Raw genomic sequence first — 25,578 nt, forward strand, 5'->3', positions numbered from 1 at the left:
CCGGACCGCCCGCGCGCGCATACGGTGGGGGCATGTCCAGCCCGGCCGAGCGGTACGCAGCTGCCCGCCGGCGCACCGCGCACCCCACCCTCTCGGACTTCACCGCTGAGCTCGGCTTCTCCCTGGACCCGTTCCAGGTGGAGGCCTGCGAGGCGCTGGAGGAGGGCTCCGGAGTGCTCGTGTGCGCCCCGACCGGCGCCGGCAAGACCGTCGTCGGCGAGTTCGCCGTGCACAAGGCGCTGCAGGAGGGCCGCAAGGCGTTCTACACGACGCCGATCAAGGCGCTGTCGAACCAGAAGTACAGCGACCTCTGCGACCGGTACGGCGCGGCGAAGGTCGGCCTGCTCACCGGGGACAACGCCATCAACGGCGACGCACCGGTGGTGGTGATGACCACCGAGGTGCTGCGCAACATGCTCTACGTCGACTCCCCGGCGCTCACCGACCTCGGCTACGTGGTGATGGACGAGGTGCACTACCTCGCCGACCGGTTCCGCGGCGCGGTCTGGGAGGAGGTGATCATCCACCTGCCCGAGCACGTCCGGCTGGTCTCGCTGTCGGCGACGGTGAGCAACGCCGAGGAGTTCGCCGACTGGCTGGTCACCGTCCGCGGCGACACCAAGGTCGTGGTCAGCGAGGTGCGGCCGATCCCGCTGTGGCAGCACATGCTGGTCGGCGGGCGGGTGTTCGACCTGTTCGCGCTGCGGCCCGCCGCGCACGCGGGGGAGTGGGAGCAGACCCCCCGGGGGCTGTCGACCCGTGAGCGGGGCCGCGCGGTCGTCGACCCCGAGCTGGTGCGCTACGTGCACGAGCAGGAGCGGCGGTTCGACTCCTGGCACGGCGGCGGTGGCGGCGGGCTGCGGAGCACCGGCGGGAGCGGCCACAAGCCCCGCTACCGGCCGCCGTCCCGCCCCGAGGTGATCGACCGGCTGGACCGTGCCGGGCTGCTGCCGGCGATCACCTTCGTCTTCAGCCGCACCGGTTGCGACGCCGCCGTCCACCAGTGCCTGGGCGCCGGCATGCGGCTCACCGACGAGAACGAGCGGGCCGCGATCGCCGAGGTCATCGATCGGCGCACCGGCTCGCTGCCCGAGGAGGACCTGCACGTCCTGGGCTTCTGGGAGTGGCGAGAGGGCCTGCTGGCCGGGGTCGCCGCCCACCACGCCGGTCTGGTGCCCGCGTTCAAGGAGACCGTCGAGGAGTGCTTCGTCCGCGGCCTGGTCAAGGCGGTGTTCGCCACCGAGACCCTCGCGCTGGGCATCAACATGCCGGCCCGCACCGTCGTGCTCGAGCGGCTGGTGAAGTGGAACGGCGAGGCGCACGCCGACGTCACGCCGGGGGAGTACACCCAGCTCACCGGCCGGGCCGGCCGCCGCGGCATCGACATCGAGGGCCACGCGGTGGTGGTCTGGGCGCCCGGGGTCGACCCGGCGGTGGTCGCCGGGCTGGCCAGCACCCGCACCTACCCGCTGCGCTCGTCGTTCCGGCCCAGCTACAACATGGCGGTCAACCTGGTCGGCGCCTTCGGCCGGGAGCGCGCCCGGGAGCTGCTCGCCTCCTCCTTCGCCCAGTTCCAGGCCGACCGCTCGGTGGTCGGGCTGGCCCGGTCGGCCGCCCGGCACGAGGAGGACGCCGCCCGGCTGCTCACGGAGATGAACGGCGGGCTGCCCGACTCCGCCCTGGACGTCGCCGGGTACGCGCGGCTGCGGCTGGAGATCTCCGAGCGGGAGAAGGCGCTGTCCCGCGACTCGCAGGCGAAGCGTCGGATGGAGGCGACCGAGTCGCTGGCCGCGCTCCGCGCCGGCGACGTCATCCGGGTGCCGAGCGGGCGCCGGCAGGGCCTGGCCGTGGTGCTGGACCCCGGCACCACCGAGCTCTCCGAACCCCGCCCGCTGGTGCTCACCGAGGACAAGTGGGCCGGCCGGCTGGGCTCGGTGGACTTCCCCTCACCGGTGACGGCGCTGGCCCGGGTCAAGGTGCCGAAGAACTTCAACCACCGCAGCCCGCACGCCCGCCGCGACCTCGCCGCCACGCTGCGCACCGCACGGGTCGAGAACGACCTGGGCGCCCGACGCACCCGGGGCCGCTCGGCCGCCGCCGACGACCCGGTGCTCGCCGACCTGCGGCACGCCATGCGGGCCCACCCGGTGCACTCGCTGCCCGACCGGGAGGAGCGGGTGCGCGCCGCCGACCGCTGGCTGCGCGAGCTGCGGGACGCCGAGCGGCTGCACCGGCAGATGGCCGAGCGCACCGGCTCGCTGACCCGGCAGTTCGACCGCACCTGCGACGTCCTGCAGGAGCTCGGCTACCTGCACCCGGTGGCCGAGCTGCCGGTCGAGCCACCGGAGGACGGCTTGCCCCCGGAGGAGTCGCCGGTGGTGACCGACGACGGCCGCCGGCTGAGCCGGATCTGGTCGGAGACCGACCTGCTCACCGCCGAGTGCCTGCGGGCCGGCGTCTTCCGCGGGCTCACCCCGGCCGAGCTGGCCGGCTGCGTCTCGGCGCTGGTCTTCGAGGCCCGGCGGGAGGGCCCCGGCTCGCCGTCCGTGCCGGCCGGGAAGGTGACCACCGCGCTGGCCGAGATGCGCCGGGTGCACGCCCGGCTGGCCGACGTGGAGCGGGAGCACGAGGTGCCGGTGACCCGGGACCTCGACCTGGGGTTCGTCTGGGCGGCGTACCGCTGGGCCGACGGGCAGAGCCTGGACCGGGTGCTGGCCGGCGCCGAGCAGGCGGGCACCGAGCTGTCCGGCGGTGACTTCGTGCGGTGGGCCCGGCAGCTGATCGACCTGCTCGACCAGCTCGCCAAGGTCGCCGACCAGCCGCTGGCCGGGATCGCCCGCGCCGCGGTCGGCCGGGTGCGCCGCGGGGTGGTGGCCGTCGCGGTCAGCGGCTGAGCGCGCCGCACCGGACGTGCTGGGTGAGCGGGGCCGCGGTAGGACACAATCGGGCGCCCCGCGCGGAGCCACCGCGCCCGGGAGCCCGACGTCCGACCGAGGAGCGACGATGAGCCAGCCGCCGCAGGGCGAGGAGCCGCAGGACCCCCGCCCGCCCGCGCCCGGCTGGGGCCAGCACCCCGACCAGCAGCCGGACCCGTCGCAGCAGCGGGGCCAGCAGCCCACCGGCCCGGACCGCGGCTGGGGCCCGCCGTCCGGTGCGTCCGGTGCGCCACAGCGGGACACCGGCTGGGGTCCACCCTCCGGGTACGGCAACCAGTCCGGTCAGCAGGGGCAGTACGGCCAGCAGCCGGGCCAGTACGGGCAGCCCGCCCAGTACGGCGGCCAGTACGGCCAGCAGGGCGGGTACGGGCAGCAGGGCGGGTACGGGCAGCAGGGCCAGTACGGGCCGCAGGGCGGGTACTCGCCGCCGAGCCAGTACGGCACCCCCGGCCAGTACGGCGCGCCCGCGGGTCACGGGCAGCCGGGGCAGTACGGGCAGCCAGGGCAGTACGGCCAGCCAGGGCAGTACGGCCAACCAGGGCAGTACGGCGGCCAGTACGGCCAGCCGGGTCAGCAGCAGGGCCAGTACGGCCAGCCGGGCCAGTACGGCGGCCAGTACGGGCAGCAGGGCGGCTACGGGCAGCAGGGCGGCTACGGGCAGCAGGGCCAGTACGGCCAGTACGGCGCGTGGGGGCAGCCCGAGCAGCCGGCCCGGAAGAAGTCGCGGTCGCCGAAGGTCGTCGGCCTCGTCGTCCTCGCGGTGCTGGTGATCGGTGCGGCGATCACGCTGCCGTTCCTGCTCGGCTCGACCCGGCTGGACCCGCAGTCGGTGCAGCGCGACGTGGCCGAGCAGTTCGAGCAGCGCGAGGGCGTCGCCCTCGACCTCAGCTGCGACCAGGAGATGACCGTCGAGACCGGCGAGAGCTACCAGTGCGACGGCACCACCGCCGACGACGACCCGGTGACGATCACCATCACGATCACCAGCGAGGACGGGGCCTACACCTGGTCGGACAGCTGAGCCCGGCTCAGTCCTGCGGCCAGCCCAGCGCCGCGCCCAGCCGCCGCACCGACGACTCCAGGCCGTGCTGCTCGGCGAGGGCGGCCAGCGCCTCGGGGTCCGCGGGGCGGCGGGGCAGCTCGCCGTCCACCGGCGGCAGGTCGATGGTGGTGACGACGGCGACGACGGCCGGCGCGGCGTCCATGTAGTCGGCCGCCGCGTGCAGCCGCTTCAGCACCGCGGCGGTCAGCGGCGGCTTCGGGACGACGGCCCGCTCGGCGGCCGCCCGGATGCCGGCCAGCGAGCCGAACTCGTTGATCAGCGCCGCCGCGGTCTTGGCGCCCACCCCGGAGACGCCGGGGAGCCCGTCGCTCGGGTCGCCGCGCAGCACCGCGAAGTCGGCGTAGGCCCGGCCGGGGATGCCGTACTTGGCCGCGACGGCGGCCTCGTCGACGAACTCCAGGTCGTTGATCCCGCGGTTGGTGTAGAGCACCCGGACGGAGCGGGCGTCGTCGACCAGCTGGAAGAGGTCGCGGTCGCCGGTGACGATGTCGACCGGCCCGCGGGCCCGGGTGGCCAGGGTGCCGATCACGTCGTCGGCCTCGTAGCCGGGTGCGCCGACCCGCTCGAGCCCGGCCGCGGCGAGCACCTCGACCAGCACCGGCACCTGCGGGCCGAGCTCGTCGGGAGTCTCCTCGCCACCCTCCGGCGCCACCCGGTGCGCCTTGTAGGTGGGCAGCGCGTCGACCCGGAACGCCGGGCGCCAGTCGTCGTCCCAGCAGGCCACCCAGCGGTCGGGGCGGTGCGCGACGACCAGCCGGGCGGTCATGTCCAGGAAGCCGCGGACGGCGTTGATCGGACGGCCGTCGGGGGTGGTGACGCTGGTCGGCACCCCGTAGAAGGCGCGGAAGTACAGGCTGGCGGCGTCCAGCAGCATGGTCGTCACGGCTGGCACCGTAACGGTGCGGTGACGAGGGTCGGAGCTGCCGGAGCTGCTGGTTAGTCTGCGCACGTGGTCGCCGTTCCCCCCTCCCCGTCCCCGCTGGTGCCCGTCGACCGGGTGCACGCCGCCCGCGCGGTCGCCGACGAGGTCGGCGTCGACGTCCTCGTGGTCACGCCCGGCTCCGACCTCCGCTACCTGACCGGCTACCACGCGCACGCCATGGAGCGGCTGACCGCGCTGGCGGTGCCGCGCCGCGGTGAGCCGCTGCTCGTGGTGCCCCGCCTGGAGGCCCCGATGGTCGACGCCTCCCCGGCCGGCGCGCTGGGCCTGGAGGTGCTGGCCTGGGACGAGACCGACGACCCGTTCGCCCGGCTGGCCGAGGCGGTCACCGCCCGGCTGGGCGCCGCCCCCACCCGGGTGGCCGTGGGCAACCGCACCTGGGCCGAGCACGCGCTGGGCATCCAGCGGGCGCTGCCCGGCGCGACGCTGGAGCTGGGCAGCCCGGTGGTCGACCGGCTGCGGATGGTCAAGACCCCCGCCGAGGTCACCGAGCTGGCCCTGGCCGGCGCGGCCATCGACCGGGTGCACGCCCGGATGGGGGAGTGGCTGCGGGTCGGCCGCACCGAGGCCGAGGTCGGCGCCGACATCGCGGCCGCGATCCTGGCCGAGGGGCACGTCGCGGTCGACTTCACCATCGTCGGCTCCGGGCCGAACGGCGCCAGCCCGCACCACGAGCTCTCCGACCGGGTCGTGCAGGCCGGTGACGTGGTGGTCGTCGACATCGGCGGCGAGACCGCGACCGGCTACCGCTCCGACTGCACCCGCACCTACCTCGTCGGCGGCGTCGCCGCCCGCAGCCTGCGCGAGTGGTACACGGTGCTCCAGCGGGCCCAGGCGGCCGCCGTGGCAGCCGTGCGGCCCGGGGTCACCTGCGCGCAGGTCGACGCCGTGGCCCGCCAGGTGATCACCGACGCCGGGTGGGGCGAGTACTTCATCCACCGCACCGGGCACGGCATCGGCCTGGACAGCCACGAGGCCCCCTACATCGTCGAGGGCAACGACCTGCCGCTCGAGCCGGGCATGGCCTTCTCCGTCGAGCCGGGCATCTACCTGCCGGGCCGGTACGGCGCGCGCATCGAGGACATCGTCGTCTGCACCGACGACGGCGTCCGGAACCTGAACGAGGGCACCCGTGAGCTCGTCGAACTCCCCGGCTGACCCGGCGCCGGGTCAGCCCACCGTCGCTCTCGACGTCGACCGGGCCCTGCTCAGCGCGCTCGCCCGCGACGGGCGGGCCAGCTACACCGACCTGGCCGAGCTGGTCGGGCTGTCGGTGTCCGCGGTGCACCAGCGGGTGCGCCGGCTCGAGCAGCGCGGCCTGATCACCGGTTACGCGGCACACCTGGACGCCAAGGCGCTCGGGCTGCCGCTGACCGCATTCGTGTCGATCACGCCGATCGACGTCGGCCAGCCCGACGACGCCCCCGCCCGGCTGGCCCACCTGTCGGCGATCGAGGCCTGCCACTCCGTCGCCGGGCTGGAGAGCTACATCCTCAAGGTGCGGGTGGCCTCGCCGGACGCGCTGGAGGCGCTGCTGCACGAGATCCGGGCCGCGGCGAACGTCAGCACCCGCACGACCGTCGTCCTGTCCACGTTCTACGAGGACCGCCCGCCCGTCTGACCGGCTCGGTCAGGAGCCGGCCGGGGGCCAGGCCTGCAGCGCCAGGTCGGCCACCAGCTGGAGCTCCTCGCGGGGGGTGCCGCCCGCCGCCTGGACGGCGATCCCGTTGGCCACGGTCATCAGGTACCGGGCGAGCAGGGCGGGATCTGCCCCGGCCGGCAGGTCGCCCTCGTCGACCGCCCGCTGGAACCGGTCGCGCAGGTGGGCGGTGCCCCCCTCCCGCCAGGCGGCGAGCGTGTCGCGGGCCGGGCGGCCGGGCTCGCCGGCCGCGAGCGCGCCCTGCACGCCGAGGCACCCGGTGGGGGAGTCCGGCTGGGTGGTCGACCGGACGGCGCCGAGGAGGAACGTGCCGGCCACCTCTCGGGCGGTCGGCTGCTCCAGGGCGCGGACGACGTAGGACGCCGTCCCCTCGGTGTAGCGCTCCAGGGCCTGGCGGAAGAGCTCCTCCTTGTTGCCGAAGGCCCGGTACATGCTCGTGCGGGTGATGCCCATGGCGCCGGTCAGGTCGTCGAGGCTGGCGCCCTCGTAGCCGTGCGCCCAGAAGACCCGCACCGCCCGGTCGAGCGCCTCGTCGACGTCGAACGCCCGCGGTCTGCCGATGGGCGCCGTCCGCCTGGTCTCCACGAATCCCAGGCTACGCCTTCGGTATCGATCGGTACACAAGTGCTACGTTCGTTCGGTACCGATCGATACCGAATGAGGCGGAGGACGTGCCGTGGGCAGAGTCGTACTGATCACCGGAGGCACCTCGGGCATCGGCCTGGCGCTCGCCGAGGCCTTCGAGGCGGACGGGGCCGAGGTGGTCGTCTGCGGGCGGTCGCAGGCCGCCCTCGACCGCTTCGCCCAGGCGCACCCCCGGGCGCTCGCCGTCCGGGCCGACGTGACCGCGCCGGACGCGAGAGCAGCCCTGCTCGACGCGGTCTCCGAGCGGTTCGGCCGGCTCGACGTGCTGGTCAACAACGCCGGCACGTTCGTCGAGCGGGACTTCACCGGGGACGACGCCGCCACCGGGGAGCTGGACGCCGAGGTCGACCTCAACCTCACCGCGCCCATCCACCTGACCGGCGAGGTGCTGCAGCGCTGGCCGGCCCTGGGTGCGGTCGTGTTCGTGACCTCGGGGTTCGCCCTGGTGTCGCCCACCAGGGCCCCGACCTACGGCGCCGTCAAGGCCGGGTTGCACGGTTTCGCCGACGGCCTGCGCCGGCAGCTCGCCCCCCGGGGCACCCACGTTCTCGAGGTCCTCCCGCCGACCACGGACACCCCGATGAACACCGGCACCACCGGGCCGAAGCTGTCCCCGGCCGAGGTCGCGGCGGTCACGCTGCGCGCGCTCCGGGGCCGCCGGCCGATGGCCCTGCCGGGCCAGACGCGGCTGATGCCGACCATGCTGCGGATCGCCCCGCAGTCCCTCGGCCGGATGGTCTCCCGGCTCTGACTCCCGGCGGCGTGGTCGTCGACCGACGCCCGGTGGGGCGGGACCGATGAGTTCTCCGCGCCGTGCGGGTCTGCCCCCTCGACACCGACCCACCGGAGGATGACCCCGTGCGGAGACTGACGTTCGGCATGAGCACGTCCCTGGACGGCTACGTCGCGGCGCCGGGGGACGACCTCAGCTGGGGCGTGCCGAGCGACGAGCTGTTCCAGTGGTGGTCCGACCGGGTGGGGGCGACCGGCCTGGCGCTGTACGGGCGCCGGCTGTGGGAGGGGATGAACGCGCACTGGCCGACCGCCGACCAGCAGCCCGGCGCCACCCCCGCGGTGGTCGAGTACGCCCGCCGCTGGCGGGACGTGCCGAAGGTGGTGTTCTCCGCGACGCTCCGCGCGGTCGACGGGAACGCCCGCCTGGTCACCGGGGACGCGGTCACCGAGATGACCCGGCTCAAGGCCGAGGACGGCGGTCCGATGGACGTCGGCGGCGCCACCCTCGCCGCAGCGGCGGTGCGGGCCGGGCTGGTCGACGAGTACGCGGTCGTCACCCACCCGGTCCTGGTCGGCGGCGGCACGCCGTTCTTCCCGGCCCTGGACAGCCGGGTGGCCCTGACCCTGGTGGAGACCCGGACGTTCCCCGGCGGCGTGGTGCTGACCAGGTACCAGGTCAGGCGCTGAGCGCCCGGCGCGCTCAGGCCACCCCGCAGGTGCGCAGCGCCAGCAGGGCCAGGCTGCGGGCCGACAGCAGCAGGTCCTCGACCGGCACCTGCTCGCCCGGACCGTGCGCCAGCCGCAGGTCGCCCGGGCCGTGGTGCAGCGCGGGGATGCCGGCCGCCGCGTAGAGCCGCAGGTCGGTACCGGCGGTGAGCGCCCGCTCCGGTGGCCGGGCGCCGCCGGCGTCGGTGACCGCCTGCTGGACGGCCGGGAGCAGCGGCGAGCCGGCCGGCAGCCGTCCGCTGGCGTACGTGCCCCCGACCCACTCGACCTGCGCCGGGTGGTCGGCCAGCCAGGGGTGGGCCGCGCACGCCGCGGCCACGCAGCCCTCGAAGGCCGCCCGGGCCGCGTCCACCGGCTCGCCCAGCCGCACGCCGAACCGCCCCTCGGCGACCAGCCGGTCGGGCACGGTGCTCGCCCAGTCGCCGGCTCGCAGCCGGCCGATCGAGAGCCCGTAGGGGAACGGGTGGTCGCCGAACCGCGACCGGTCGGTGGGCTGGCGACCGGCCTCCAGCGACCGGATCGCCGCGTGCACGTGCTCGAAGAGCTCGACGGTGCTGACGCCGAGGTGCCGGTTCGCGGCGTGCGCGGCCAGCCCGGTGAGGGTGAGCCGGAAGGTGAGCGCGCCGGCGTGCGCGGTCATCACGGCCCCCGCGGTCGGCTCCGGGATGACGCAGGCGTCACCGCGGTGCCCGCGCCGCAGGGTGGCCCACGCGCCGAGCCCGCCGTCCTCCTCGCCCAGGACGCTGTGCACGGCCAGTGGCCGGGCCAGCCGGACGCCTGCCGTCCGCAGGGCCTGCACGGCGGCGAGCGCGGCGACCAGGCCGCCCTTCATGTCGCAGGTGCCGCGGCCGTGCACGGCACCCTCGTCGACCCGGGGCGTGAACGGGTCCCCGGGCCACAGCGCCGGGTCACCGGCCGGGACGACGTCGGTGTGCCCGCAGAGCACCAGCGCCGGCTGCCCGTCGTCCCGCCCGGGCAGGGTGCCCACGACGCCCCACGCCTCGCTCCGCTCCACCTCCTGGCCGGGCGCGTCCGGAGCGGCCGCGGCCTCGGCGAGGTCGATGGCCCAGCGGTCGACGTCGGTGCCGAGCTCGTCCAGCCAGCCGGCCACCAGGTGCTGCGCCTCGCACTCGGCGGCCGTACCGCCGAGCGAGGGGACCGCGACCAGCGTGACCAGCCGGTCGACCAGCCACGGCGCGTCGACGGCGTCGAGGACCGCAGCCTCGAGGGTGGAGAGCCCGGTGCCGGGGAGGGCAGGTGAGGAGGTCATGACCGGACGGTGCGACGAGATCCCGCAGTGGCGCAACTGCGCGGGTCCGCGCCATGCTCAGGCACAATGACGTTGTGCCGAACACCGCTCTGGACGCTCTTGATTGCGCGATCGTCGATGTGCTGCAGCGACAGGGGGACGTCCCCAACGTCGAGCTGGCCCGTGCCGTGGGGCTCTCCCCGGCGGCGACGTTGCGGCGGGTGGCCCGGCTGCGCGCCGACGGGGTGATCACCGGGGTGCACGCCCGGGTCGACCCCGAGCGGGTGGGTGCCGGGCTGCAGGCGTTCGTGCTGGTGGTGCTCGACGAGCACGACGAGGGCAGTGCTGAGCGCTTCGCCCGGGCCGTGGGGGAGATGCCGCAGGTGCTGCGTGCCGACGCGGTCAGCGGTGCCGACGACGTGCTCCTGCACGTGGCCGCAGCCGGGACCGCTGACCTGCAGGACGTGCTCCGGGCCCTCCCGCGGATCGGGGCGCGCCGGGCGACGACCATGCTGCGGCTGGGGCCGGTGAAGGAGCAGAGCCCCACCCCGCTCGGCCCCGCTCCCGCGTCCGGCGTGGCGCAACGCTCCGCGAGGTCGACGGGAACGCCCGCTCGGTCGCCGGGGACGCGGTCGCCGAGATGAGCCGGCTCGCGGCCGAGGACGGCGCTCCGGTGGACGTCGGCCGCGGCACTGAGCGGTGACCGGAGAGCGGTGCACGAAGCGCCGCTACCGCGACGAGGCGGTCGCGCAGCTGGCCCTCGCCCGCATCCAGACCGTGGGTGAAGCGCGGGAGAAGACGCCGCAGCGCGTCTACAGGTGCCCGCGCTGCCGCGGTTGGCACCTGACCTCGCGCGAGTGACGGTCCCGGCGCCCACGGGGACGCCCTCATCGACAACTCGTCGAACGTGTGTTCGGATGGGGCCATGCGATGGGACGCCCAGCGGCTCGACCTCGAGGAGCCGGAGGTGCTGCCGGGGCTGCCCACGGTGCGCGGCCTGCTGCGCAGCATCGAGGTGCCGGAGTTCCCGGGGCTGACGTTCCACGAGGTGCGGGCGAAGAGCGCGCTGAACGCCGTGCCGAAGGGCTCGGCCATGCCGTTTGCCTACACGGTCAACACCTTCCGGGGCTGCTCCCATGCGTGCGTGTACTGCATGGCTGGAGACACGAACGTGCTGATGGCCGACGGGTCACAGCGTCGGATCGCCGATCTCCGGGTGGGCGATCGGATCATCGGGACCGACAAGCGGGACGACTACCGCTTCTACGTGGAGACCGAGGTGCTCGCGCACTGGTCGACCGTGAAGCCGGCACACCGGGTCAGCCTCGCCGACGGCACGCAGCTCGTGGCCAGCGGCGATCACCGGTTCCTGACGGGCCGCGGCTGGAAGCACGTGACCGGCACGGGTCCCGGGCTCGGCCAGCGCCCGCATCTCACGACCAACGACAGCATGCTCGGCTTCGGGCGCACGGCGCCGACGACACCGGCGTGCCCGGACTACCGCCGGGGCTACCTGACCGGCATGGTCCGCGGGGACGCACACCTCACGGTCTACCGGTACCAGCGTGCCGGCCGCGTGCACGGCGACGTCCACCGGTTCCGCCTCGCCCTGGCCGACGTGGCCGGCCTGCACCGGACCCGGGCGTACCTCTCCGAGGAGGGCGTCGCGACCGACTGGTTCGAGTTCTCGCCGGGCAGCGACCGCCGGCGACCCATGAGCGCGATCCGGACGTCGGCGGCCGCCTCGGTCGCCCGCATCGCCGATGTCGTCGAGTGGCCGGTGGCGCCGTCCCTGGCATGGCACCGGGGTTTCCTGGCCGGTGTCTTCGACGCGGAGGGGAGCAGCAGCCAGCACGTCCTGCGGATCACCAACGCGGACGACGAGATGCTGGCCCGGACGATGGACGCCTTCGCCGCCTGTGGCCTGGATGCCGTGCTGGAGGACCGGGGGCTGCCGAACGAGGTCCGGACCGTGCGACTGCGCGGTGGGCTCGGGGAGCACATGCGATTCGTCCACCTCGTGGACCCGGCCATCCGCCGGAAGTGCCAGGTGCAGGGAACGGCGATCACGTCGACGGCCGACCTCCGGGTCGAGCGGGTGGAGGACCTCCATCTGGAGATGCCGATGTACGACATCACCACCGGGACCGGCGACTTCATCGCCAACGGCGTGGTGAGCCACAACTGCTTTGCCCGGAGCACGCACGAATGGCTGGAGCTGGACTCCGGGAAGGACTTCGACCAGCAGATCGTCGTCAAGACCAACGTCGTCGACGTGCTGCGCCGAGAACTGTCCCGGCCGGGCTGGAAGCGCGAGCACGTGGCGCTGGGCACGAACACCGACCCCTACCAGCGGGCCGAGGGGCGGTACCGGCTGATGCCGGGCGTCATCGACGCGCTGGCCCGGTCCGGCACCCCGTTCTCCATCCTGACCAAGGGCACGCTGGCCCGCCGCGACGTCCCGCGCCTGGCCGCCGCCTCCCGCGACGTCCCGATCGGGATGGGGGTGTCCATGGCGATCTGGGACGACGACCTGCACTCCGCCCTGGAGCCCGGTGTCCCCACCCCCCGGGCCCGGCTGGACCTGGTGCGGGCGATCACCGACGCCGGGCTGCCGTGCGGGGTGTTCCTCGCTCCGGTGCTGCCCGGGCTCACCGACCGGATGGACCACCTGGAGGCGGCGATCGGTGCCATCGCCGAGGCCGGCGCCACCGGTGTCACCGTGCTGCCGCTGCACCTGCGCCCGGGGGCCCGGGAGTGGTTCACCGCCTGGCTGGCCCGCGAGCACCCCAGCCTGGTGAGCCGCTACCGGCAGCTCTACGGCCGGGGGGCCTACGTGCCGGCCGAGTACCGCAGCTGGCTGGCGGCCCGGGTCGCGCCCGTGCTGGCCCGGCACGGCCTGGACCGGCAGAGCGGCGGCACCGCCCGAGGGCTGGCCGGCAGCACCGGCGCACCCGCCGGCTCGGACACCGGGCTGCCCGGCGACGAGTCCGCCGGCTTCCCGGCCGGCAGCCTCCCGGTGCGGCTGGACGACCGGGTGGCCGTCGCCCCGGAGGAGCCTGAGCAGCTGTCGCTGTGCTGAGTCAGCCGGCCCGCCGGGCGGCCCGGTGCACGCTGCGCAGCGCGCGCACCGCACCGCGCGGGCCGACCGGTTCCGCGCCGCCGGCCAGGGCCAGCCGCCGGTAGGAGTCGTAGGAGAGGGTCAGGTAGTCGGCGGCGAGCGCCTCGGCGTGCTCCCGCCGGCCGGGCGGTGCGGTGGCGCGCAGGGCGGCGGCGGTGCGGACGGCGTGCTTGGCGAACGTCACCTGCAGCGCCTGCGTGGACAGCTGGCCGCCGACGTGCGACTCGATGCCCGGTCCGCGGCGCAGCGCGGGCAGCACCCACGGGCTGGCGGCCAGGGCGGGGAAGCGCCCGCGGACGGTCTCCCAGGCGTGCCACGCGGTCAGCGCACCGGGCACCGCCCACTCGCCGTCCGCGGTGGAGATCAGCAGCCGGCGCGCCGTGGCACGGACCTGGTCGCGGCGCAGCGACCGGAACTGGCCCACGGTGCCGGGCCAGCCCAGCGCGATCGCGCACCAGGTCACCGAGCGCAGGTGCTCGGGGGCCTCACCGCGCACCCGGGTGAGCTCGCGGAGGTCCAGCGTCGGCGGGTCCGGCTCCGGAGTCGGGGGCTGCGGCACACCCACCCCGCCGTACCGCGCCACCTTGCTGTAGAGCGCGACGGTCGCCGGCTTCCAGTTCCGCGCCGCGACCAGCGGGGCCATGCCGGTCTCGGCCAGCGCGTCGGGACCCAGGTCGAGCTCCAGGGCTGCCTCGACGAGCCGCCGCCACTGCGGCTCGTAGCCCAGCGGGGGAGTGAGGCGAGCCCAGGCACGGGCAGCGGGCGGCGCCGGCATGTCCGGCAGCGGCGGCTGCCATCCACCTCTCATGCACGAACACTACCGTTATCCCCAACAATGTCGCGCTTCTTCTTTGTGGTCACCTGCCGATGCAGACAACGGCGCCCTCCGGGCGCCGCATCACCAATCGCGGAATGGCGGCGCGCGGGCCGAGGTGACCACAGGAGGCGGGACCGGAGGTCCCGTTCTGAGATCCCGGGACAGATCTTGGGCATAACGGGACTGCCACGGCGAGTGCCCCACCGTGCAGATCGGCGGGCACCGGCGTGATCATGACGTCCATGCGCACGGTGGGAGTCGAGGAAGAACTGCTGGTCGTGGACCCCGGGGGCCGCCCGGTGCCGCTGGCCCCCGAGGCGCTCGCGGTCGCCGCCCGCCGTGGTGAGGGAGAGACCGTCGAGGAGCACGACCGGGCCGAGCAGGCGGGCATCCGGCCGGCCGGCGACGGGCGCTCCGGTCCGGCTGCCCACCTGGTGCCCGAGCTGAAGGAGCAGCAGATCGAGCTGGGCACCCGGGTCTGCCGGGAGCTCGGCGAGGTCGCCGGCGAGCTGCGGCACTGGCGGTCCCGCGCGGACGCCGCGGCAACCTCCGTGGGCGCCCGGGTGGCCGCGCTGGCGACGTCCCCGGTCCCGGTGCGGCCGGTGGCGACCCGGGGGGAGCGGTACCAGCTGATGCTGGACACCTTCGGGCTCACCGCGGTGGAGCCGCTGACCTGCGGCTGCCACGTGCACGTCTCGGTGGGCGACGACGAGGAGGGCGTCGCCGTCCTGGACCGGGTCCGGGGGTGGCTGCCGGTGCTCACCGCGCTCAGCGCCAACTCGCCGTTCTGGTCGGGGGAGGACTCCGGCTACGCGAGCTTCCGGTCCCAGGTCTGGGCCCGTTGGCCCTCAGCCGGGCCGACCGGCCGCTTCGGCACGCCGGCGGCCTACCACCGGGTCGTCGCGGACCTGCTGGCGAGCGGGACTGTGCTGGACGACGGGATGGTCTACTTCGACGCCCGGCTGTCCGCCACCTGGCCGACCGTGGAGGTCCGGGTCGCCGACGTCGCCCTCCGGGTCGAGGACGCCGTCCTGCTCGCGGGCCTGGTGCGCGGGCTGGTGGAGACCGCGGCCCGCGACTGGCGGGCCGGCCGCCCGGCGCCGGACGTGCGCACCGAGCTCCTCCGGGTCGCCGCCTGGCGAGCCGGGCGCTCGGGGGTGTCCGCGGACCTGGTCGACCCGCGCAGCGGGCGGCCGGCACCGGCGGCCGAGGTCGTCGCCGCCCTGCTCGACCACGTGCGCCCCGCGCTCGAGGACAGCGGTGACCGGGAGCTGGTGGAGCACGGGGTGGCCGAGGTGCTGCGCCGCGGCACCGGCGCCGACCTGCAGCGCCGGGCGTTCGCCGAGACCGGCGACCTGGCCGCCGTCGTCCGGGCCGCGGTGGCGGCCACCCACGGGCGCTGACCGGCAGGTGGTCGGCTGAGCCAACCAGCAGGACCGTTGGTTAGGGTCCCGCCATGTACACCGCCAGCTGGGGCGACGTCGCCCGCCGCGACCTCTTCGGGTCCCGCCCGGACCGGCGCGACCGCCCGTACCGCATCGTCATCCGGCTGGCGCTGATCGTCTTCCGGCTCTTCCGCTTCCGCTTCGACGTCCGCGGCCAGGAGCACGTGCCCACCGAGGGCGGGGCGATCATCTGCAGCAACCACGTCAGCTTCTTCGACTTCACCTACCTGGGGCTGGCGGCGCTCCCGCAGCACCGGCTGGTGCGGTTCATGGCGAAGGCGTCGGTCTTCACCCACTGGTTCTCCGGGCCCTTCATGCGGGCCATGCAGCACATCCCGGTCGACCGGAAGGCCGGCGCGGCGGCGTTCGACTCGGCGGTGCGCGCGCTCAAGGACGGTCAGGTCGTCGGGGTGTTCCCGGAGGCGACGATCAGCAGCTCGTTCACCGTCAAGGACCTCAAGGCCGGCGCTGCCCGGATGGCCATCGACGCCGGGGTCCCGATCATCCCGGCGGCCGTCTGGGGCGGGCACCGGATCGCCACCAAGGGCCACGATGTCGTGCTCCGCCGCAACGTGCCGGTCACCGTGCTGCTCGGTGAGCCGCTGGTGCCCGAGCCGGGGGAGCGGGCGCAGGCGCTGCTGCGCCGCACCCGCGCGGCGATGGAGGCCCTGCTCGACGAGGCCCAGCAGTCCTACCCCGACCAGCCGGCCGGCGACGACGACCGCTGGTGGCTGCCGGCACACCTGGGGGGCACCGCGCCGACGCCCGAGCAGGCAGCCGAGAAGGACGCCGCTTACGCCGCCGGGCACAAGGTGAAGGCGACGCGCACCCCGCCGCTGCAGCAGCTGAGGAAGCTCATCTCCCGCCGCTGACGCCCGGCAGGTCGGCGGCGGTCAGCGGGGCGACCAGCTGCCGCTCGTACGTGCGGTGCCACCACGCCCCGGTCTCCCGCCGCTCGGCCCGGGTGGTGAACCGGTAGCGGTAGAGCAGCACCCGCACGGCCGCCGGGCGGTCCGACCCGGACGGCGCGGACCGCAACAGCCGCAGGGTCGCCGGGTCGGCCGCCAGCAGCTTGCCGAGGAACGTCGTCAGCCAGGCGCGGCCGTAGGCGGGGGAGAGGGCGACGAACCACATCAGCCAGTCCAGCCGCAGGTGGTACGGGGCCCACTGCGGGGGGCGTCGGTGCACGTCACCGGGCTTGCCGCGGAACTCGTACTCCCGCCAGACGGCGTCCGGGCCGAGCGCCTCGGTGGCCTCGACCACCAGCTCCCGCCGCACCCGGGTGACCGACCCGAAGGCGCCGTAGCTGTTGACCAGCCGCAGCGGGTCGAAGCTGGTGTTCATCCGCTGGGCGGGGGAGAGCAGGTTGCGCACCGGACCGACGCTGAGCACGGCGACGACGACGGCCAGCGCGATGCCGGCGGCGGTGTACCAGGTGGGGGAGGAGAGCTGCTCGGGCCGCTCGACCGGCAGCACGGCGGCCAGCCACCGGCCGTCGAGCACCGAGAGCCCCAGCACGAGGGTCAGGGCGTTGAGCCAGGCGAAGTTCCCGCTGATCAGCAGGTAGCCCTGGGTCACCACCATGACCGCCGCGGCCACCCCGGCGACCGGCTGGGGGAGCAGCAGGCCGAAGACGACGACCAGCTGGGTGACGTGGTTGGCCAGCGTCTCGACCCGGTGCAGCCGCGGGCTCAGCCGGTGGAACCACCAGCTCAGCGGGTTGGGCATCGGCTGGGTCTCGTGGTGGTAGGCCAGGCAGGTGAGGTCGCGCCAGCACCGGTCGCCGCGCATCTTGATCAGCCCGGCGCCGAACTCCAGCCGGAACAGCAGCCAGCGCAGCAGCCACATCCCCAGGGTGGGCGGGGCGACGTGCGCGGGGCCGAGGAAGACGGTCAGGAACCCGGCCTCCAGCAGCAGCGTCTCCCAGCCGAACCCGTACCAGATCTGCCCGACGTTCACGATCGACAGGTAGAGCGCCCAGAGCACCAGCCACAGCGCCATCCAGCCGGCGACCGGCAGCTGGTCGGCGAGCCCGACCAGGGCGGCCAGGGAGAGGACGACCCCGGTCCAGCAGCAGCCGGCGAAGAACCGGTCCGACCAGTGCAGGTGGAACAGGCTGGGCGCCCTGCGCCAGTCGGCGTGGCCGAGGAACCGGGGCACCGGGGTCAGGCCCTGGGTGCCGATCAGCGCCGGACCCTGGCGCAGCGCGGCGGTGAAGGCGATCAGGTAGACCAGCGCGATGCCGCGGGTGAACACCAGCCGGCCCATCCAGGCACCGGGGTCGGAGAACCACTCCACAGCTGCCCTCCCGGCTCAGTCGGCGGGCGCCTCGAGCCGGAAGGCCTCCAGCTCCCGGCCGTACCACCGGGTGGTGCGCCCCAGCGGCTGCATGCCCAGCCGCCGGCAGACGGCCAGCGAGGGCTCGTTGCCGGGACGGACGACGGCGAAGACCTCCAGCAGCCCGTCGTCGAAGGCCCGGTCGACGACCGCGCGGGCCGCCTCGGTGGCGTAGCCGCGCCCCCAGCTGTCCGGGTGCAGGTGCCAGCCGACCTCGACCTCGCCGACCCCGTCGGGCAGCGGCTTGAGCAGCACCGTGCCGGCCGGGGCACCGCCGTCGAGCGGGTCGACCGCCCAGCAGCCGTGCGCCGGGTCCAGCTCGTGCACCAGCCGCCACCGCTCGACCAGCTCGGCCGGGGTGACCGTGGGCGGGCCGCCCAGCCAGCGGGTCACCTCGTCGCGGCCGTAGAGGTCCGCGAGCCGGGCGAGGTCGGCGTCCGCCGTCGTCCAGGCGCGCAGCCGCAGCCGGCCGGTGCAGAGCAGTTCCACCCGGGGGGAGCTACCCCTCCGGCCGGGGCGAAACCCCGGGAGGACCCCGTCCTCCTCCCCCTCGCAGGCTCGGGGCGAGCCTCTGGACGGAGCCGCTCAGGCGGGGACGAGGTCCTCGGCGCGCTGGGCGGCCCACCACTCGCGGCCCTCGGCGGGGAGGGTGTGGATCGGGTCGTAGTAGGCGTAGCGGCGGTCCAGCGCGTCGGCGTCGGTGCGCTCGATGCCGGTGCGGTAGTTCTTCGTCCAGTAGCTGATGCCGCGCTCGCGGTCGTACTCGGCGACCTGGTGCACCCAGCGCTTCCCGACGTAGGGCACGTCGCAGACGATCCGCGGCGTCGCGAAGCCGGGCAGGTAGCCCATCAGGTCGTGCTGCAGGGTCTGCGCGGTGGCCAGCGACACCCGCCAGTGCTCGGCGCTGGGGATCATGTCGCACATGTAGAAGTAGTAGGGCGTGATGGAGGCGCCGTCGAGCAGGGCGAAGCAGAGGTCCAGCAGCTGCCCGGCGCTGGCGTTGACCCCGTCGAGCAGCACGCCCTGGTTGCGCACGTCGCGCACGCCGACCTCGAGCAGCGCCCGCGCCGCCTCGGCGACCAGCGGCGTCACCGACTGGGCCGCGTTGACGTGGGTGTGCACGGCCAGCGAGACGCCGCGGGCCTGCGCGGTGGCGGCCAGCCGGCCCATGCCCTCGACGACCTCGGGCTGCAGCCAGTGCTGGGGCAGGCCCATCAGCGCCTTGGACGCCAGCCGGATGTCGCGGATCGAGTCGATCTCCAGCAGCCCGGCGACGAAGGCCTCGAGGTTCTTGAACGGCAGGTTGGCCACGTCGCCGCCGGAGACGACGACGTCGCGGACGCCGGGGGTCTCCCGCAGGTACTGCAGCATCGCGCCCTGCCGGTCGACCGGCTTCAGCTCGAACTTCAGCTTCGGGACGGCGGGGGTCGAGTTGCCCACCAGGTCCATCCGGGTGCAGTGACCGCAGTACTGGGGGCAGGTGGACAGCAGCTCGGCCAGCACCTTGGTGGGGTAGCGGTGGGTGAGCCCCTCGACCGCCCACATCTCGTGCTCGTGCAGCGAGTCGCGGGAGGCGTAGGGGTGGCTGCCCTGGTCGCCGGGCAGCCGGTCGGAGGCCACCGGGAGCATGTAGCGCCGCACCGGGTCGGCGAGCATCGCCGCGGTCGTGGGCGCCGCCGCCGGCACCATCGTGTTCAGCATCTGCGGCGGCAGCAGCAGCGACATCGTCGCGCGCCCAGCCTGGTCGGCCTCGACGTCGGCGTAGAACGCCTCGTCCAGCAGGTCGCCGTAGACCCCGCGGAGCTGGCGGACGTTCTTCACGCAGTGCGACCGCTGCCACTGGGCGCTGCGCCACTCCTCGGCGGTGACGTCGGCGAAGCCGGGCAGCCGGCGCCAGTCGGGCTCGACGAGCTCCCGGGCGGTGTACTCGTACGGCTGCTCCAGCACCGGTGCTCCATCCCAGGACGACGACGACACGGCGACCCTACGGGAAGAACTTCGGTGGATCGAGCAGATGACGATAGGTTCTCCCGTGTTGGGTGAGATGTGACGAGAGGGACGACGGTGGAGACCAGCGCACTGCAGCGCAGCCTCGGGGTGCACCGGGTGCTCGAGCCGGTGGGTGTGCTGCCCCAGGCGGCCCAGCGGCTGGACGCCGACCCGGCCGTCGGCCCCGACGAGATGCGGATCGCCGTCCGGCGGCTCAACCTCGACGCCGCCTCCTACCGGCAGCTGTCGGAGGCCCACGGCGGCGACGGCGAGGCGGTCCGCGCCGCGGTGCTCGGCATCGTCGGCAGCCGCGGGAAGATGCACAACCCGGTCACCGGCTCCGGCGGCATGCTCATCGGCGTCGTCGACGAGGTCGGCCCCGACTCCCCGCTGGGCCTCGAGCCCGGGCAGCGGGTGGCCACGCTGGTCTCGCTCACCCTCACGCCGCTGCGGATCACCGACGGGCTGGCCCGCTGGGACGGCCGCAGCGAGCAGGTCCCGGCCACCGGCACCGCCGTGCTGTTCGCCCGCTCCATCGCCGCCGTGCTCCCCGACGACCTGCCCGAGGAGGTGGCGCTGGCGGTGCTCGACGTCTGCGGGGCCCCGGCCGCCACCGAGCGCGTCGTGCACCGCTCGGGTCACCGGCCCTCGGTCGCCGTCCTGGGCGCGGCCGGGAAGTCCGGCTGCCTGAGCCTGGCCGCCGCCCGCGACGCCCGCGCCGGCCGGCTGGTCGGCGTGGTCCGCGACGAGCGGGAGGCGACCGCCCTGCGCGCGGCCCGGCTGGCCGACGAGGTCGTCGTCGCCGACGCCACCGACCCGCTCGCCGTCGCCGCGGCGGTGGGGGAGCCGGTCGACGTGACCGTCGTCTGCGTCGACGTGCCCGGCGCCGAGCACGGCGCGGTCCTCGCGACGGCCGACGGCGGCACCGTGGTCTTCTTCTCCATGGCCACGTCCTTCTCGGCGGCGGCCCTCGGCGCGGAGGGGATGGCGGCGGACGTGACGATGCTGGTGGGCAACGGCTACACGCCGGGGCACGCGGCCCTGGCGATGGACCTGTACCGGCGGTCGCCGGGCGTGCGGTCCCTGATCGACCCGCGGGTGCGCGCGTGAGCTCACTGCTCGTCCGCGACGTGACGGTCGGCGACCGGCCCGGCCGCGCGGTGCACGTGGCCGACGGCCGGATCGGCTGGCTCGGCGACGCCGCCGAGGCACCACCGGCCGACCGCACGCTCGACGGTGGGGGAGCGCTGCTCACCCCGGCCTTCGTCGACGCGCACGTGCACGCCACCGCCACCGGGCTCTCCCTCACCGGCCTGGCCCTGCACGGCGCCGGCAGCCTGCGGGCCGCGGTCGCGCAGGTGGCCGACCACGCCGGCCCCGCGCCGACCGGCACGGTGCTGGGCACCGGCTGGGACGAGACCGGCTGGCCCGAGGGCCGCGGGCTGACCCGGCACGACCTGGACGCGGTGGTGGGGGAGCGGCCGGCCTACCTGGCCCGGGTCGACGTGCACTCCGCGACGGTCTCCACCGCGCTGCTGGACCGGGTGCCCGGCATCACCGACCTCCCGGGCTACAGCCCCGACGGCCGGCTGCGGCTCGACGCGCACCACGCCGTCCGGCAGGCCGCCTACGGGTCGGTGCCGCCCGGGCAGCGCCGGGCGGCGCAGCAGGCCACGCTCGCCGCCGCGGCCGCGCTGGGCATCGGCAGCGTGCACGAGATGGCCGGCCCGGAGGTGTCCAGCGCCGAGGACCTCGCCGGGCTGCTCGCGCTCGCCGCCGGGGCACCCGGCCCGCGGGTCGTCGGCTACTGGGGCGAGCTGTCCGAGCGGGGCGGGCTGGACGTCGTCCGCGAGCTCGGCCTGGCCGGCGCCGGCGGCGACCTCTTCTGCGACGGCGCGTTCGGCTCGCACACCGCCGCGCTGTCCACCCCCTACCGCGACCGCCCCGAGACCGCCGGCAACCTGCGCTTCGACACCGGCTCGCTGGTCGAGCACCTGCGCGCGTGCACCCGGGCGTCGCTGCAGGCCGGGTTCCACTGCATCGGGGACGCCGCCGTCGACCAGGTGCTCGCCGCGGTCGCCGCCGTCGTCGAGGAGCTGGGGCGGGACGCCGTCCGGGTCTGCCGGCACCGGCTGGAGCACGTGGAGATGGTCAGCGACGCGGCGATCGAGCAGCTGCGCGACTGGGGGATGGTGGCCAGCGTCCAGCCGGCGTTCGACGCCGCCTGGGGCGGGGCGAGCGGGATGTACGCCGAGCGGCTGGGCGTCGAGCGGGCCGCCGGCTGCAACCCGCTGGCCGACTTCGTCGACGCCGGGGTGGCGGTCGCGCTCGGCAGCGACGCCCCGGTCACCCCGCTGGACCCCTGGGGCGGTGTGCACGCGGCGATCGACCACACGACACCCGGCTCGGGCCTGCGCCCCTTCGACGCCTTCGACGCCGCCACCCACGGCGGGTGGGTCGCCGCGCGTGCCGAGCACCCGGAGGGGCCGCTGTCGGTGGGCGCGCCCGCGGACCTCGCCCTGTGGGCGACGAGCGAGACCCTCTCCGCCGTCCTGGCGGCCCGCGCCCGCCCCACCTGCCGGCAGCTCGTCGTCGCCGGCGACCTGATCGGAGACCCCCGTTGACCACCACCTCGGCGTTCAGCGCCGAAACCCGGCCGGCTGCCAGCGCCGAAACCCGACCAGGTCTCGGCGCCGAAAGTGAGACCGTCGTCCTCACCTCCCGCGCGGGAGGTGGAGCTCCGTGAGCCGGCTGGAGCTGGACGGCGAGCTGGTGCGCCGGGCGCGGGAGCTGGCCGCCCGGGCCGCCGCCCCGGTCATCGACCTCGGGCGCACGCACACCACCGTCTCCGTCGAGCGGGCGACGCTGCGGCTGGCCGGGCTCACCGGCACCGACCCCGTCCTGGGCGACGGCGAGGTGCCCTGGGTGAACCGGGTCGTCGACGCCGTCCGCGAGCAGGTCGGGCTGGAGCACGGGGTCGCGCTGCCGGTCTGGCACGCGCTCACCTCCGGGGCGGCGCCGGACCTGCAGGCGCTGGCCGAGCAGGTGGGCGCGGGCACCGCCCGGTTCGCCCTGCCCGACGACCCTGAGCCCGCCCGCGAGGCCGCGCGCGCCGCGGTGGGCGCCGGTCTGGCCCGGATCGACGCCAACCGGGCCCGGCGCGAGGAGCTGGTGACCACCCACGGCGACCCGCCCCGCCGTCCGTGGATCTACCTGATCGTGGCCACCGGCGACATCTACGAGGACATCCCGCAGGCCCAGGCCGCGGCCCGCGCCGGGGCCGACGTCATCGCCGTCATCCGCTCGACCGGGCAGTCGCTGCTGGACTACGTGCCCGAGGGCGCCACCCGCACCGGGTACGCCGGCACCTACGCCACCCAGGAGAACTTCCGGCTGATGCGGGCCGCGCTCGACGAGGTCAGCGCGGAGCTCGGCCGTTACGTGCGGCTGACCAACTACGCCTCCGGGCTGTGCATGCCGGAGATCGCGGTGCTCGCCGGCCTGGAGCGGCTGGACATGATGCTCAACGACGCGATGTACGGGATCCTCTTCCGCGACATCAACCCGCGGCGCACCTTCGTCGACCAGCGGTTCAGCCGGATGGTGCACGCCCGCGCCGGGATCATCATCAACACCGGCGAGGACAACTACCTCACCACCGCCGACGCCGTCGACGAGGCGCACACCGTCACCGTGAGCCAGCTGCTCAACGAGACGCTGGCGCACGAGGCCGGGCTCGAGGACTGGCAGCTGGGCCTGGGGCACGCGTTCGAGATCAACCCCGCGGTGCCGCAGTCGTTCCGGCTGGAGCTGGCGCACGCGCTGCTGGCCCGGGGCCTGTTCCCCGACGCCCCGCTGAAGTGGATGCCGCCGACCAAGCACATGACCGGCGACGTCTTCGGCGGCTACCTGCTCGACGGCTTCTTCAACCTGGCCGGGGCGCTGACCGGCCAGGGCATCCTGCTGGTCGGCATGATGACCGAGGCCGTGGTGACCCCGTGGCTGTCCGACCGGGACCTGGCGCTGCGCAACGTCCGCTACGTGCTGGAGGCCGCCGGCGAGCTGCACGAGGACTTCGCGCCCCAGCCCGGCGGGTTCATCGACCGGCGCGCGCACACCGTGCTCACCGAGGCGGTGCAGCTGCTGGAGCGGATCGCCGACCACCCGCAGGGGCTGATCCAGGCGATCGCCGACGGCACCTTCGGCATCACCAAGCGGACCCCGGACGGCGGCAAGGGCGCCACCGGGGTGTTCCGGACGGCGCCGGGGGCCTACAACCCGGCCCTCGAGCTGATGGAGCGCGTCGATGCCTGACGACAGCCGCGGGAGCATCGCAGGGAGCGCCAGCGACCGAGGAGCGGACCGCGGCGCGGAGTCAGGCCGTCCCGCCATGCCTGACGGGACGATCGTGCGGCCCTACGGGGACACCACCGGCGACGGGATGGTGCAGACCTCGTTCACCCTGCCCGTCCCACCCGGGCCCAAGGCCGAGGGCGCGGCGCTGCAGCTGGCCACCAAGATGGGCATCGAGCCGGCGATGGTCGTGCACAGCCACGGCATCGGCGAGGGCTACACCTTCTTCGTCGTCTACGGCAGCGTGCGGCACCTGGTCGACCTGGACGCCGTGCACGTCGAGGAGCGGCCCTACCCGCTGCTCTCGCCCGGCGAGGTCAACGCCGCGATCAAGACCCGGCTCCGCCGCAGCCTCGTCGTCCTCGGCGCCTGCATCGGCACCGACGCGCACACGGTGGGCATCGACGCGATCCTCAACCTCAAGGGGTTCGCGGGGGAGAAGGGCCTGGAGTACTACCGGGAGCTGCAGGTCGCCAACCTCGGCGCCCAGGTCAGCGTCCCGGAGCTGGTGCACACCGCCCGCGAGCGCCGGGCCGACGCCGTCCTGGTCTCCCAGGTGGTCACCCAGAAGGACGCCCACCTGCGCAACACCCGCGAGCTGGCCGGCGCCTTCCGCGAGGCGATGGGGGAGTCCCGGCCGCTGCTCGTGGTCGGCGGCCCCCGGTTCGACCCGCAGATGGCCGCCGAGCTCGGGGTCGACAAGGTCTTCGGCCGGGGGACGACGCCCGGCGAGGTCGCCAGCTACCTGGTCCACGCACTCGTCCCGGAGGAGAGCCCCGCATGAACCCACCCCAGGACGCGGACCCGAGGGTCGGGCTGGTCGTCACCCACCGCCGCTACGTGCCCTACGCGCACGCCCACTACGGCGGGAACCTGGTCGACGGCGCGTACACCCTCGGCCTGTTCGGCGACGTGGCGACCGAGGTGGCCATCCGCACCGACGGTGACGAGGGGCTGCTGGCCGGCTACTCCGAGGTCCGCTTCCTCGCCCCGGTGCAGGCCGGCGACGTGCTGGAGGCCTCCTGCGAGGTGGTCCGGGTGGGCCGGCGCAGCCGCGAGCTGCGCTGCTGGGCCGAGGTGGTCGCCCGCGCCGAGCCGGCCCGCGGGAGCTCGGCGGCCCGGGTGCTCGACCCGCCGCTGCGGGTCGTCGAGGCGGTCGCGGCGCTCGTCGTCCCCGGGAGCTGACCGCCGCCGACATGTCGCCAGGTCGACATGTCGGCTCCACCCGGACGCCGTGCGGAGCCGGGATGCTGCGGAGTTCGGCGCGACCCGCCGGAGAGGTCTTCCCTGCACGCGTGCGGCTGCCTACTGTCGTGCGGGTCACACACCGGGAGACCGGGGTGTGCTTCCCCCTCGGCACAGCCGCACGCCCGCCCTCGGCGACGTCGGTCGCGGCGCCCCTCCGGCGCCGTCCTCCGGCGTGCCGCCAGGCCGAGGGGGAGCCGTGGACCCGAGGGGTACGCACCCCGCCTCCTGACGTCCGCCGTGCGGGGCCCCGCGTCACCAGACAACGGTGCACCGGCCGCAGCCAGCGACCGGTCCCACCGGCCCGAAGGCGCGGG

22 protein-coding genes are annotated in these 25,578 nt (G+C 75.1%); 15 read left to right on the forward strand and 7 right to left on the reverse strand.

Features of this window, described 5'->3' with window-relative positions; translation table 11 throughout:
• Positions 1 to 32 precede the first annotated feature (32 nt).
• The gene (locus FHX36_RS04835) at positions 33 to 2,894 is read left to right on the forward strand and encodes a DEAD/DEAH box helicase (RefSeq protein ID WP_183513541.1); all 2,862 of its coding nucleotides are present in this window, start codon (positions 33 to 35) and stop codon (positions 2,892 to 2,894) included.
• Positions 2,895 to 3,003: 109 nt separating this feature from the next.
• The gene (locus tag FHX36_RS04840; protein WP_110552688.1) at positions 3,004 to 3,957 is read left to right on the forward strand and encodes a DUF4333 domain-containing protein; all 954 of its coding nucleotides are present in this window, start codon (positions 3,004 to 3,006) and stop codon (positions 3,955 to 3,957) included.
• A gap of 7 nt (positions 3,958 to 3,964) precedes the next feature.
• Here FHX36_RS04840 and FHX36_RS04845 read toward each other — a convergent pair whose 3' ends face one another.
• Positions 3,965 to 4,873 (reverse strand): 5'-3' exonuclease, encoded by a 909-nt coding sequence (locus tag FHX36_RS04845; protein WP_110552689.1) that lies wholly within the window; start codon positions 4,871 to 4,873, stop codon positions 3,965 to 3,967.
• 75 nt (positions 4,874 to 4,948) lie between these two features.
• Between FHX36_RS04845 and FHX36_RS04850 the strand changes: the two genes are divergently transcribed.
• Entirely contained in the window at positions 4,949 to 6,097 is a 1,149-nt protein-coding gene (locus tag FHX36_RS04850; RefSeq protein ID WP_258372798.1) for a M24 family metallopeptidase, read from the forward strand.
• Positions 6,072 to 6,560, forward strand: coding sequence for an Lrp/AsnC family transcriptional regulator (locus FHX36_RS23790; protein ID WP_110552691.1), 489 nt, complete (start codon positions 6,072 to 6,074; stop codon positions 6,558 to 6,560). The genes FHX36_RS04850 and FHX36_RS23790 overlap by 26 nt, the downstream gene beginning before the upstream one ends.
• Before the next feature lie 9 nt (positions 6,561 to 6,569).
• On the opposite strand, the gene FHX36_RS04860 is transcribed toward FHX36_RS23790, so the two are convergent.
• A complete protein-coding gene (locus tag FHX36_RS04860) occupies positions 6,570 to 7,184 on the reverse strand; it encodes a TetR/AcrR family transcriptional regulator (RefSeq protein WP_110552692.1) in 615 nt (204 codons plus the stop codon).
• A gap of 91 nt (positions 7,185 to 7,275) precedes the next feature.
• Between FHX36_RS04860 and FHX36_RS04865 the strand changes: the two genes are divergently transcribed.
• Both FHX36_RS04865 and FHX36_RS04870 read left to right on the forward strand, forming a co-directional pair.
• On the forward strand, positions 7,276 to 7,995 hold the full coding sequence (locus FHX36_RS04865; protein ID WP_110552693.1) for an SDR family NAD(P)-dependent oxidoreductase: 720 nt from the start codon (positions 7,276 to 7,278) through the stop codon (positions 7,993 to 7,995).
• Positions 7,996 to 8,123: 128 nt separating this feature from the next.
• Positions 8,124 to 8,666 (forward strand): dihydrofolate reductase family protein, encoded by a 543-nt coding sequence (locus FHX36_RS04870; RefSeq protein ID WP_221202771.1) that lies wholly within the window; start codon positions 8,124 to 8,126, stop codon positions 8,664 to 8,666.
• A 13-nt stretch (positions 8,667 to 8,679) separates the two neighbouring features.
• On the opposite strand, the gene FHX36_RS04875 is transcribed toward FHX36_RS04870, so the two are convergent.
• Positions 8,680 to 9,975, reverse strand: a complete 1,296-nt coding sequence (locus tag FHX36_RS04875) for an ArgE/DapE family deacylase (RefSeq protein ID WP_110552694.1) — start codon at positions 9,973 to 9,975, stop codon at positions 8,680 to 8,682.
• A 74-nt stretch (positions 9,976 to 10,049) separates the two neighbouring features.
• Between FHX36_RS04875 and FHX36_RS04880 the strand changes: the two genes are divergently transcribed.
• Together FHX36_RS04880 and FHX36_RS04885 are read left to right on the forward strand one after the other, a co-directional pair.
• Entirely contained in the window at positions 10,050 to 10,598 is a 549-nt protein-coding gene (locus FHX36_RS04880; RefSeq protein ID WP_181428806.1) for an Lrp/AsnC family transcriptional regulator, read from the forward strand.
• Between the two features lie 281 nt (positions 10,599 to 10,879).
• Positions 10,880 to 13,036, forward strand: coding sequence for an intein-containing Rv2578c family radical SAM protein (locus tag FHX36_RS04885; RefSeq protein WP_183513542.1), 2,157 nt, complete (start codon positions 10,880 to 10,882; stop codon positions 13,034 to 13,036).
• A gap of 1 nt (position 13,037) precedes the next feature.
• On the opposite strand, the gene FHX36_RS04890 is transcribed toward FHX36_RS04885, so the two are convergent.
• Entirely contained in the window at positions 13,038 to 13,883 is an 846-nt protein-coding gene (locus FHX36_RS04890; protein ID WP_110553113.1) for a hypothetical protein, read from the reverse strand.
• Between the two features lie 251 nt (positions 13,884 to 14,134).
• On the opposite strand from FHX36_RS04890, the gene FHX36_RS04895 reads away from it, so the two are divergent.
• Complete coding sequence (locus FHX36_RS04895; protein ID WP_110553114.1) at positions 14,135 to 15,295, forward strand: glutamate--cysteine ligase; 1,161 nt, start codon at positions 14,135 to 14,137, stop codon at positions 15,293 to 15,295.
• A 53-nt stretch (positions 15,296 to 15,348) separates the two neighbouring features.
• Positions 15,349 to 16,209, forward strand: coding sequence for a lysophospholipid acyltransferase family protein (locus tag FHX36_RS04900; RefSeq protein WP_110553115.1), 861 nt, complete (start codon positions 15,349 to 15,351; stop codon positions 16,207 to 16,209).
• Here the strand turns inward: FHX36_RS04900 and FHX36_RS04905 are convergent.
• The 3 genes from FHX36_RS04905 to FHX36_RS04915 form a co-directional block, all read right to left on the reverse strand.
• Positions 16,193 to 17,635, reverse strand: coding sequence for a lipase maturation factor family protein (locus FHX36_RS04905; RefSeq protein WP_110553116.1), 1,443 nt, complete (start codon positions 17,633 to 17,635; stop codon positions 16,193 to 16,195). The two genes, FHX36_RS04900 and FHX36_RS04905, sit on opposite strands and share 17 nt — an antisense overlap.
• A 15-nt stretch (positions 17,636 to 17,650) precedes the next feature.
• Positions 17,651 to 18,163 (reverse strand): GNAT family N-acetyltransferase, encoded by a 513-nt coding sequence (locus FHX36_RS04910; RefSeq protein ID WP_110553117.1) that lies wholly within the window; start codon positions 18,161 to 18,163, stop codon positions 17,651 to 17,653.
• A gap of 96 nt (positions 18,164 to 18,259) precedes the next feature.
• Complete coding sequence (locus tag FHX36_RS04915; RefSeq protein WP_110553118.1) at positions 18,260 to 19,621, reverse strand: KamA family radical SAM protein; 1,362 nt, start codon at positions 19,619 to 19,621, stop codon at positions 18,260 to 18,262.
• A gap of 117 nt (positions 19,622 to 19,738) precedes the next feature.
• Between FHX36_RS04915 and kdd the strand changes: the two genes are divergently transcribed.
• The 5 genes from kdd (at position 19,739) to kal (ending at position 25,201) form a co-directional block, all read left to right on the forward strand.
• Positions 19,739 to 20,773 (forward strand): L-erythro-3,5-diaminohexanoate dehydrogenase, encoded by a 1,035-nt coding sequence (kdd, locus tag FHX36_RS04920; protein ID WP_220036010.1) that lies wholly within the window; start codon positions 19,739 to 19,741, stop codon positions 20,771 to 20,773.
• The gene (locus tag FHX36_RS04925; protein ID WP_183513543.1) at positions 20,770 to 22,287 is read left to right on the forward strand and encodes an amidohydrolase family protein; all 1,518 of its coding nucleotides are present in this window, start codon (positions 20,770 to 20,772) and stop codon (positions 22,285 to 22,287) included. The genes kdd and FHX36_RS04925 overlap by 4 nt, the downstream gene beginning before the upstream one ends.
• Before the next feature lie 118 nt (positions 22,288 to 22,405).
• A complete protein-coding gene (gene kamD, locus FHX36_RS04930; protein WP_110553608.1) occupies positions 22,406 to 23,977 on the forward strand; it encodes a lysine 5,6-aminomutase subunit alpha in 1,572 nt (523 codons plus the stop codon).
• 76 nt (positions 23,978 to 24,053) lie between these two features.
• Entirely contained in the window at positions 24,054 to 24,800 is a 747-nt protein-coding gene (gene kamE, locus FHX36_RS04935) for a lysine 5,6-aminomutase subunit beta (protein WP_110553606.1), read from the forward strand.
• The gene (gene kal, locus FHX36_RS04940) at positions 24,797 to 25,201 is read left to right on the forward strand and encodes a 3-aminobutyryl-CoA ammonia lyase (RefSeq protein ID WP_110553605.1); all 405 of its coding nucleotides are present in this window, start codon (positions 24,797 to 24,799) and stop codon (positions 25,199 to 25,201) included. Before kamE ends, kal begins: the two co-directional genes overlap by 4 nt.
• Positions 25,202 to 25,578 lie beyond the last annotated feature (377 nt).

The sequence above is a fragment of the Modestobacter versicolor genome (assembly GCF_014195485.1).
Lineage (GTDB): Bacteria > Actinomycetota > Actinomycetes > Mycobacteriales > Geodermatophilaceae > Modestobacter > Modestobacter versicolor.

What these genes read in the sequence shown, in the direction of transcription:
- FHX36_RS04835 (WP_183513541.1), top strand. Translation starts at nt 33, where the DNA reads ATGTCCAGCCCGGCCGAGCGGTACGCAGCTGCCCGCCGGCGCACCGCG.
- FHX36_RS04840 (WP_110552688.1), top strand. Translation starts at nt 3,004, where the DNA reads ATGAGCCAGCCGCCGCAGGGCGAGGAGCCGCAGGACCCCCGCCCGCCC.
- FHX36_RS04845 (WP_110552689.1), bottom strand. Translation starts at nt 4,873, where the DNA reads ATGCTGCTGGACGCCGCCAGCCTGTACTTCCGCGCCTTCTACGGGGTG.
- FHX36_RS04870 (WP_221202771.1), top strand. Translation starts at nt 8,124, where the DNA reads ATGAGCACGTCCCTGGACGGCTACGTCGCGGCGCCGGGGGACGACCTC.
- FHX36_RS04875 (WP_110552694.1), bottom strand. Translation starts at nt 9,975, where the DNA reads ATGACCTCCTCACCTGCCCTCCCCGGCACCGGGCTCTCCACCCTCGAG.
- FHX36_RS04885 (WP_183513542.1), top strand. Translation starts at nt 10,880, where the DNA reads ATGCGATGGGACGCCCAGCGGCTCGACCTCGAGGAGCCGGAGGTGCTG.
- FHX36_RS04890 (WP_110553113.1), bottom strand. Translation starts at nt 13,883, where the DNA reads ATGAGAGGTGGATGGCAGCCGCCGCTGCCGGACATGCCGGCGCCGCCC.
- FHX36_RS04895 (WP_110553114.1), top strand. Translation starts at nt 14,135, where the DNA reads ATGCGCACGGTGGGAGTCGAGGAAGAACTGCTGGTCGTGGACCCCGGG.
- FHX36_RS04900 (WP_110553115.1), top strand. Translation starts at nt 15,349, where the DNA reads ATGTACACCGCCAGCTGGGGCGACGTCGCCCGCCGCGACCTCTTCGGG.
- kamE (WP_110553606.1), top strand. Translation starts at nt 24,054, where the DNA reads ATGCCTGACGGGACGATCGTGCGGCCCTACGGGGACACCACCGGCGAC.
- kal (WP_110553605.1), top strand. Translation starts at nt 24,797, where the DNA reads ATGAACCCACCCCAGGACGCGGACCCGAGGGTCGGGCTGGTCGTCACC.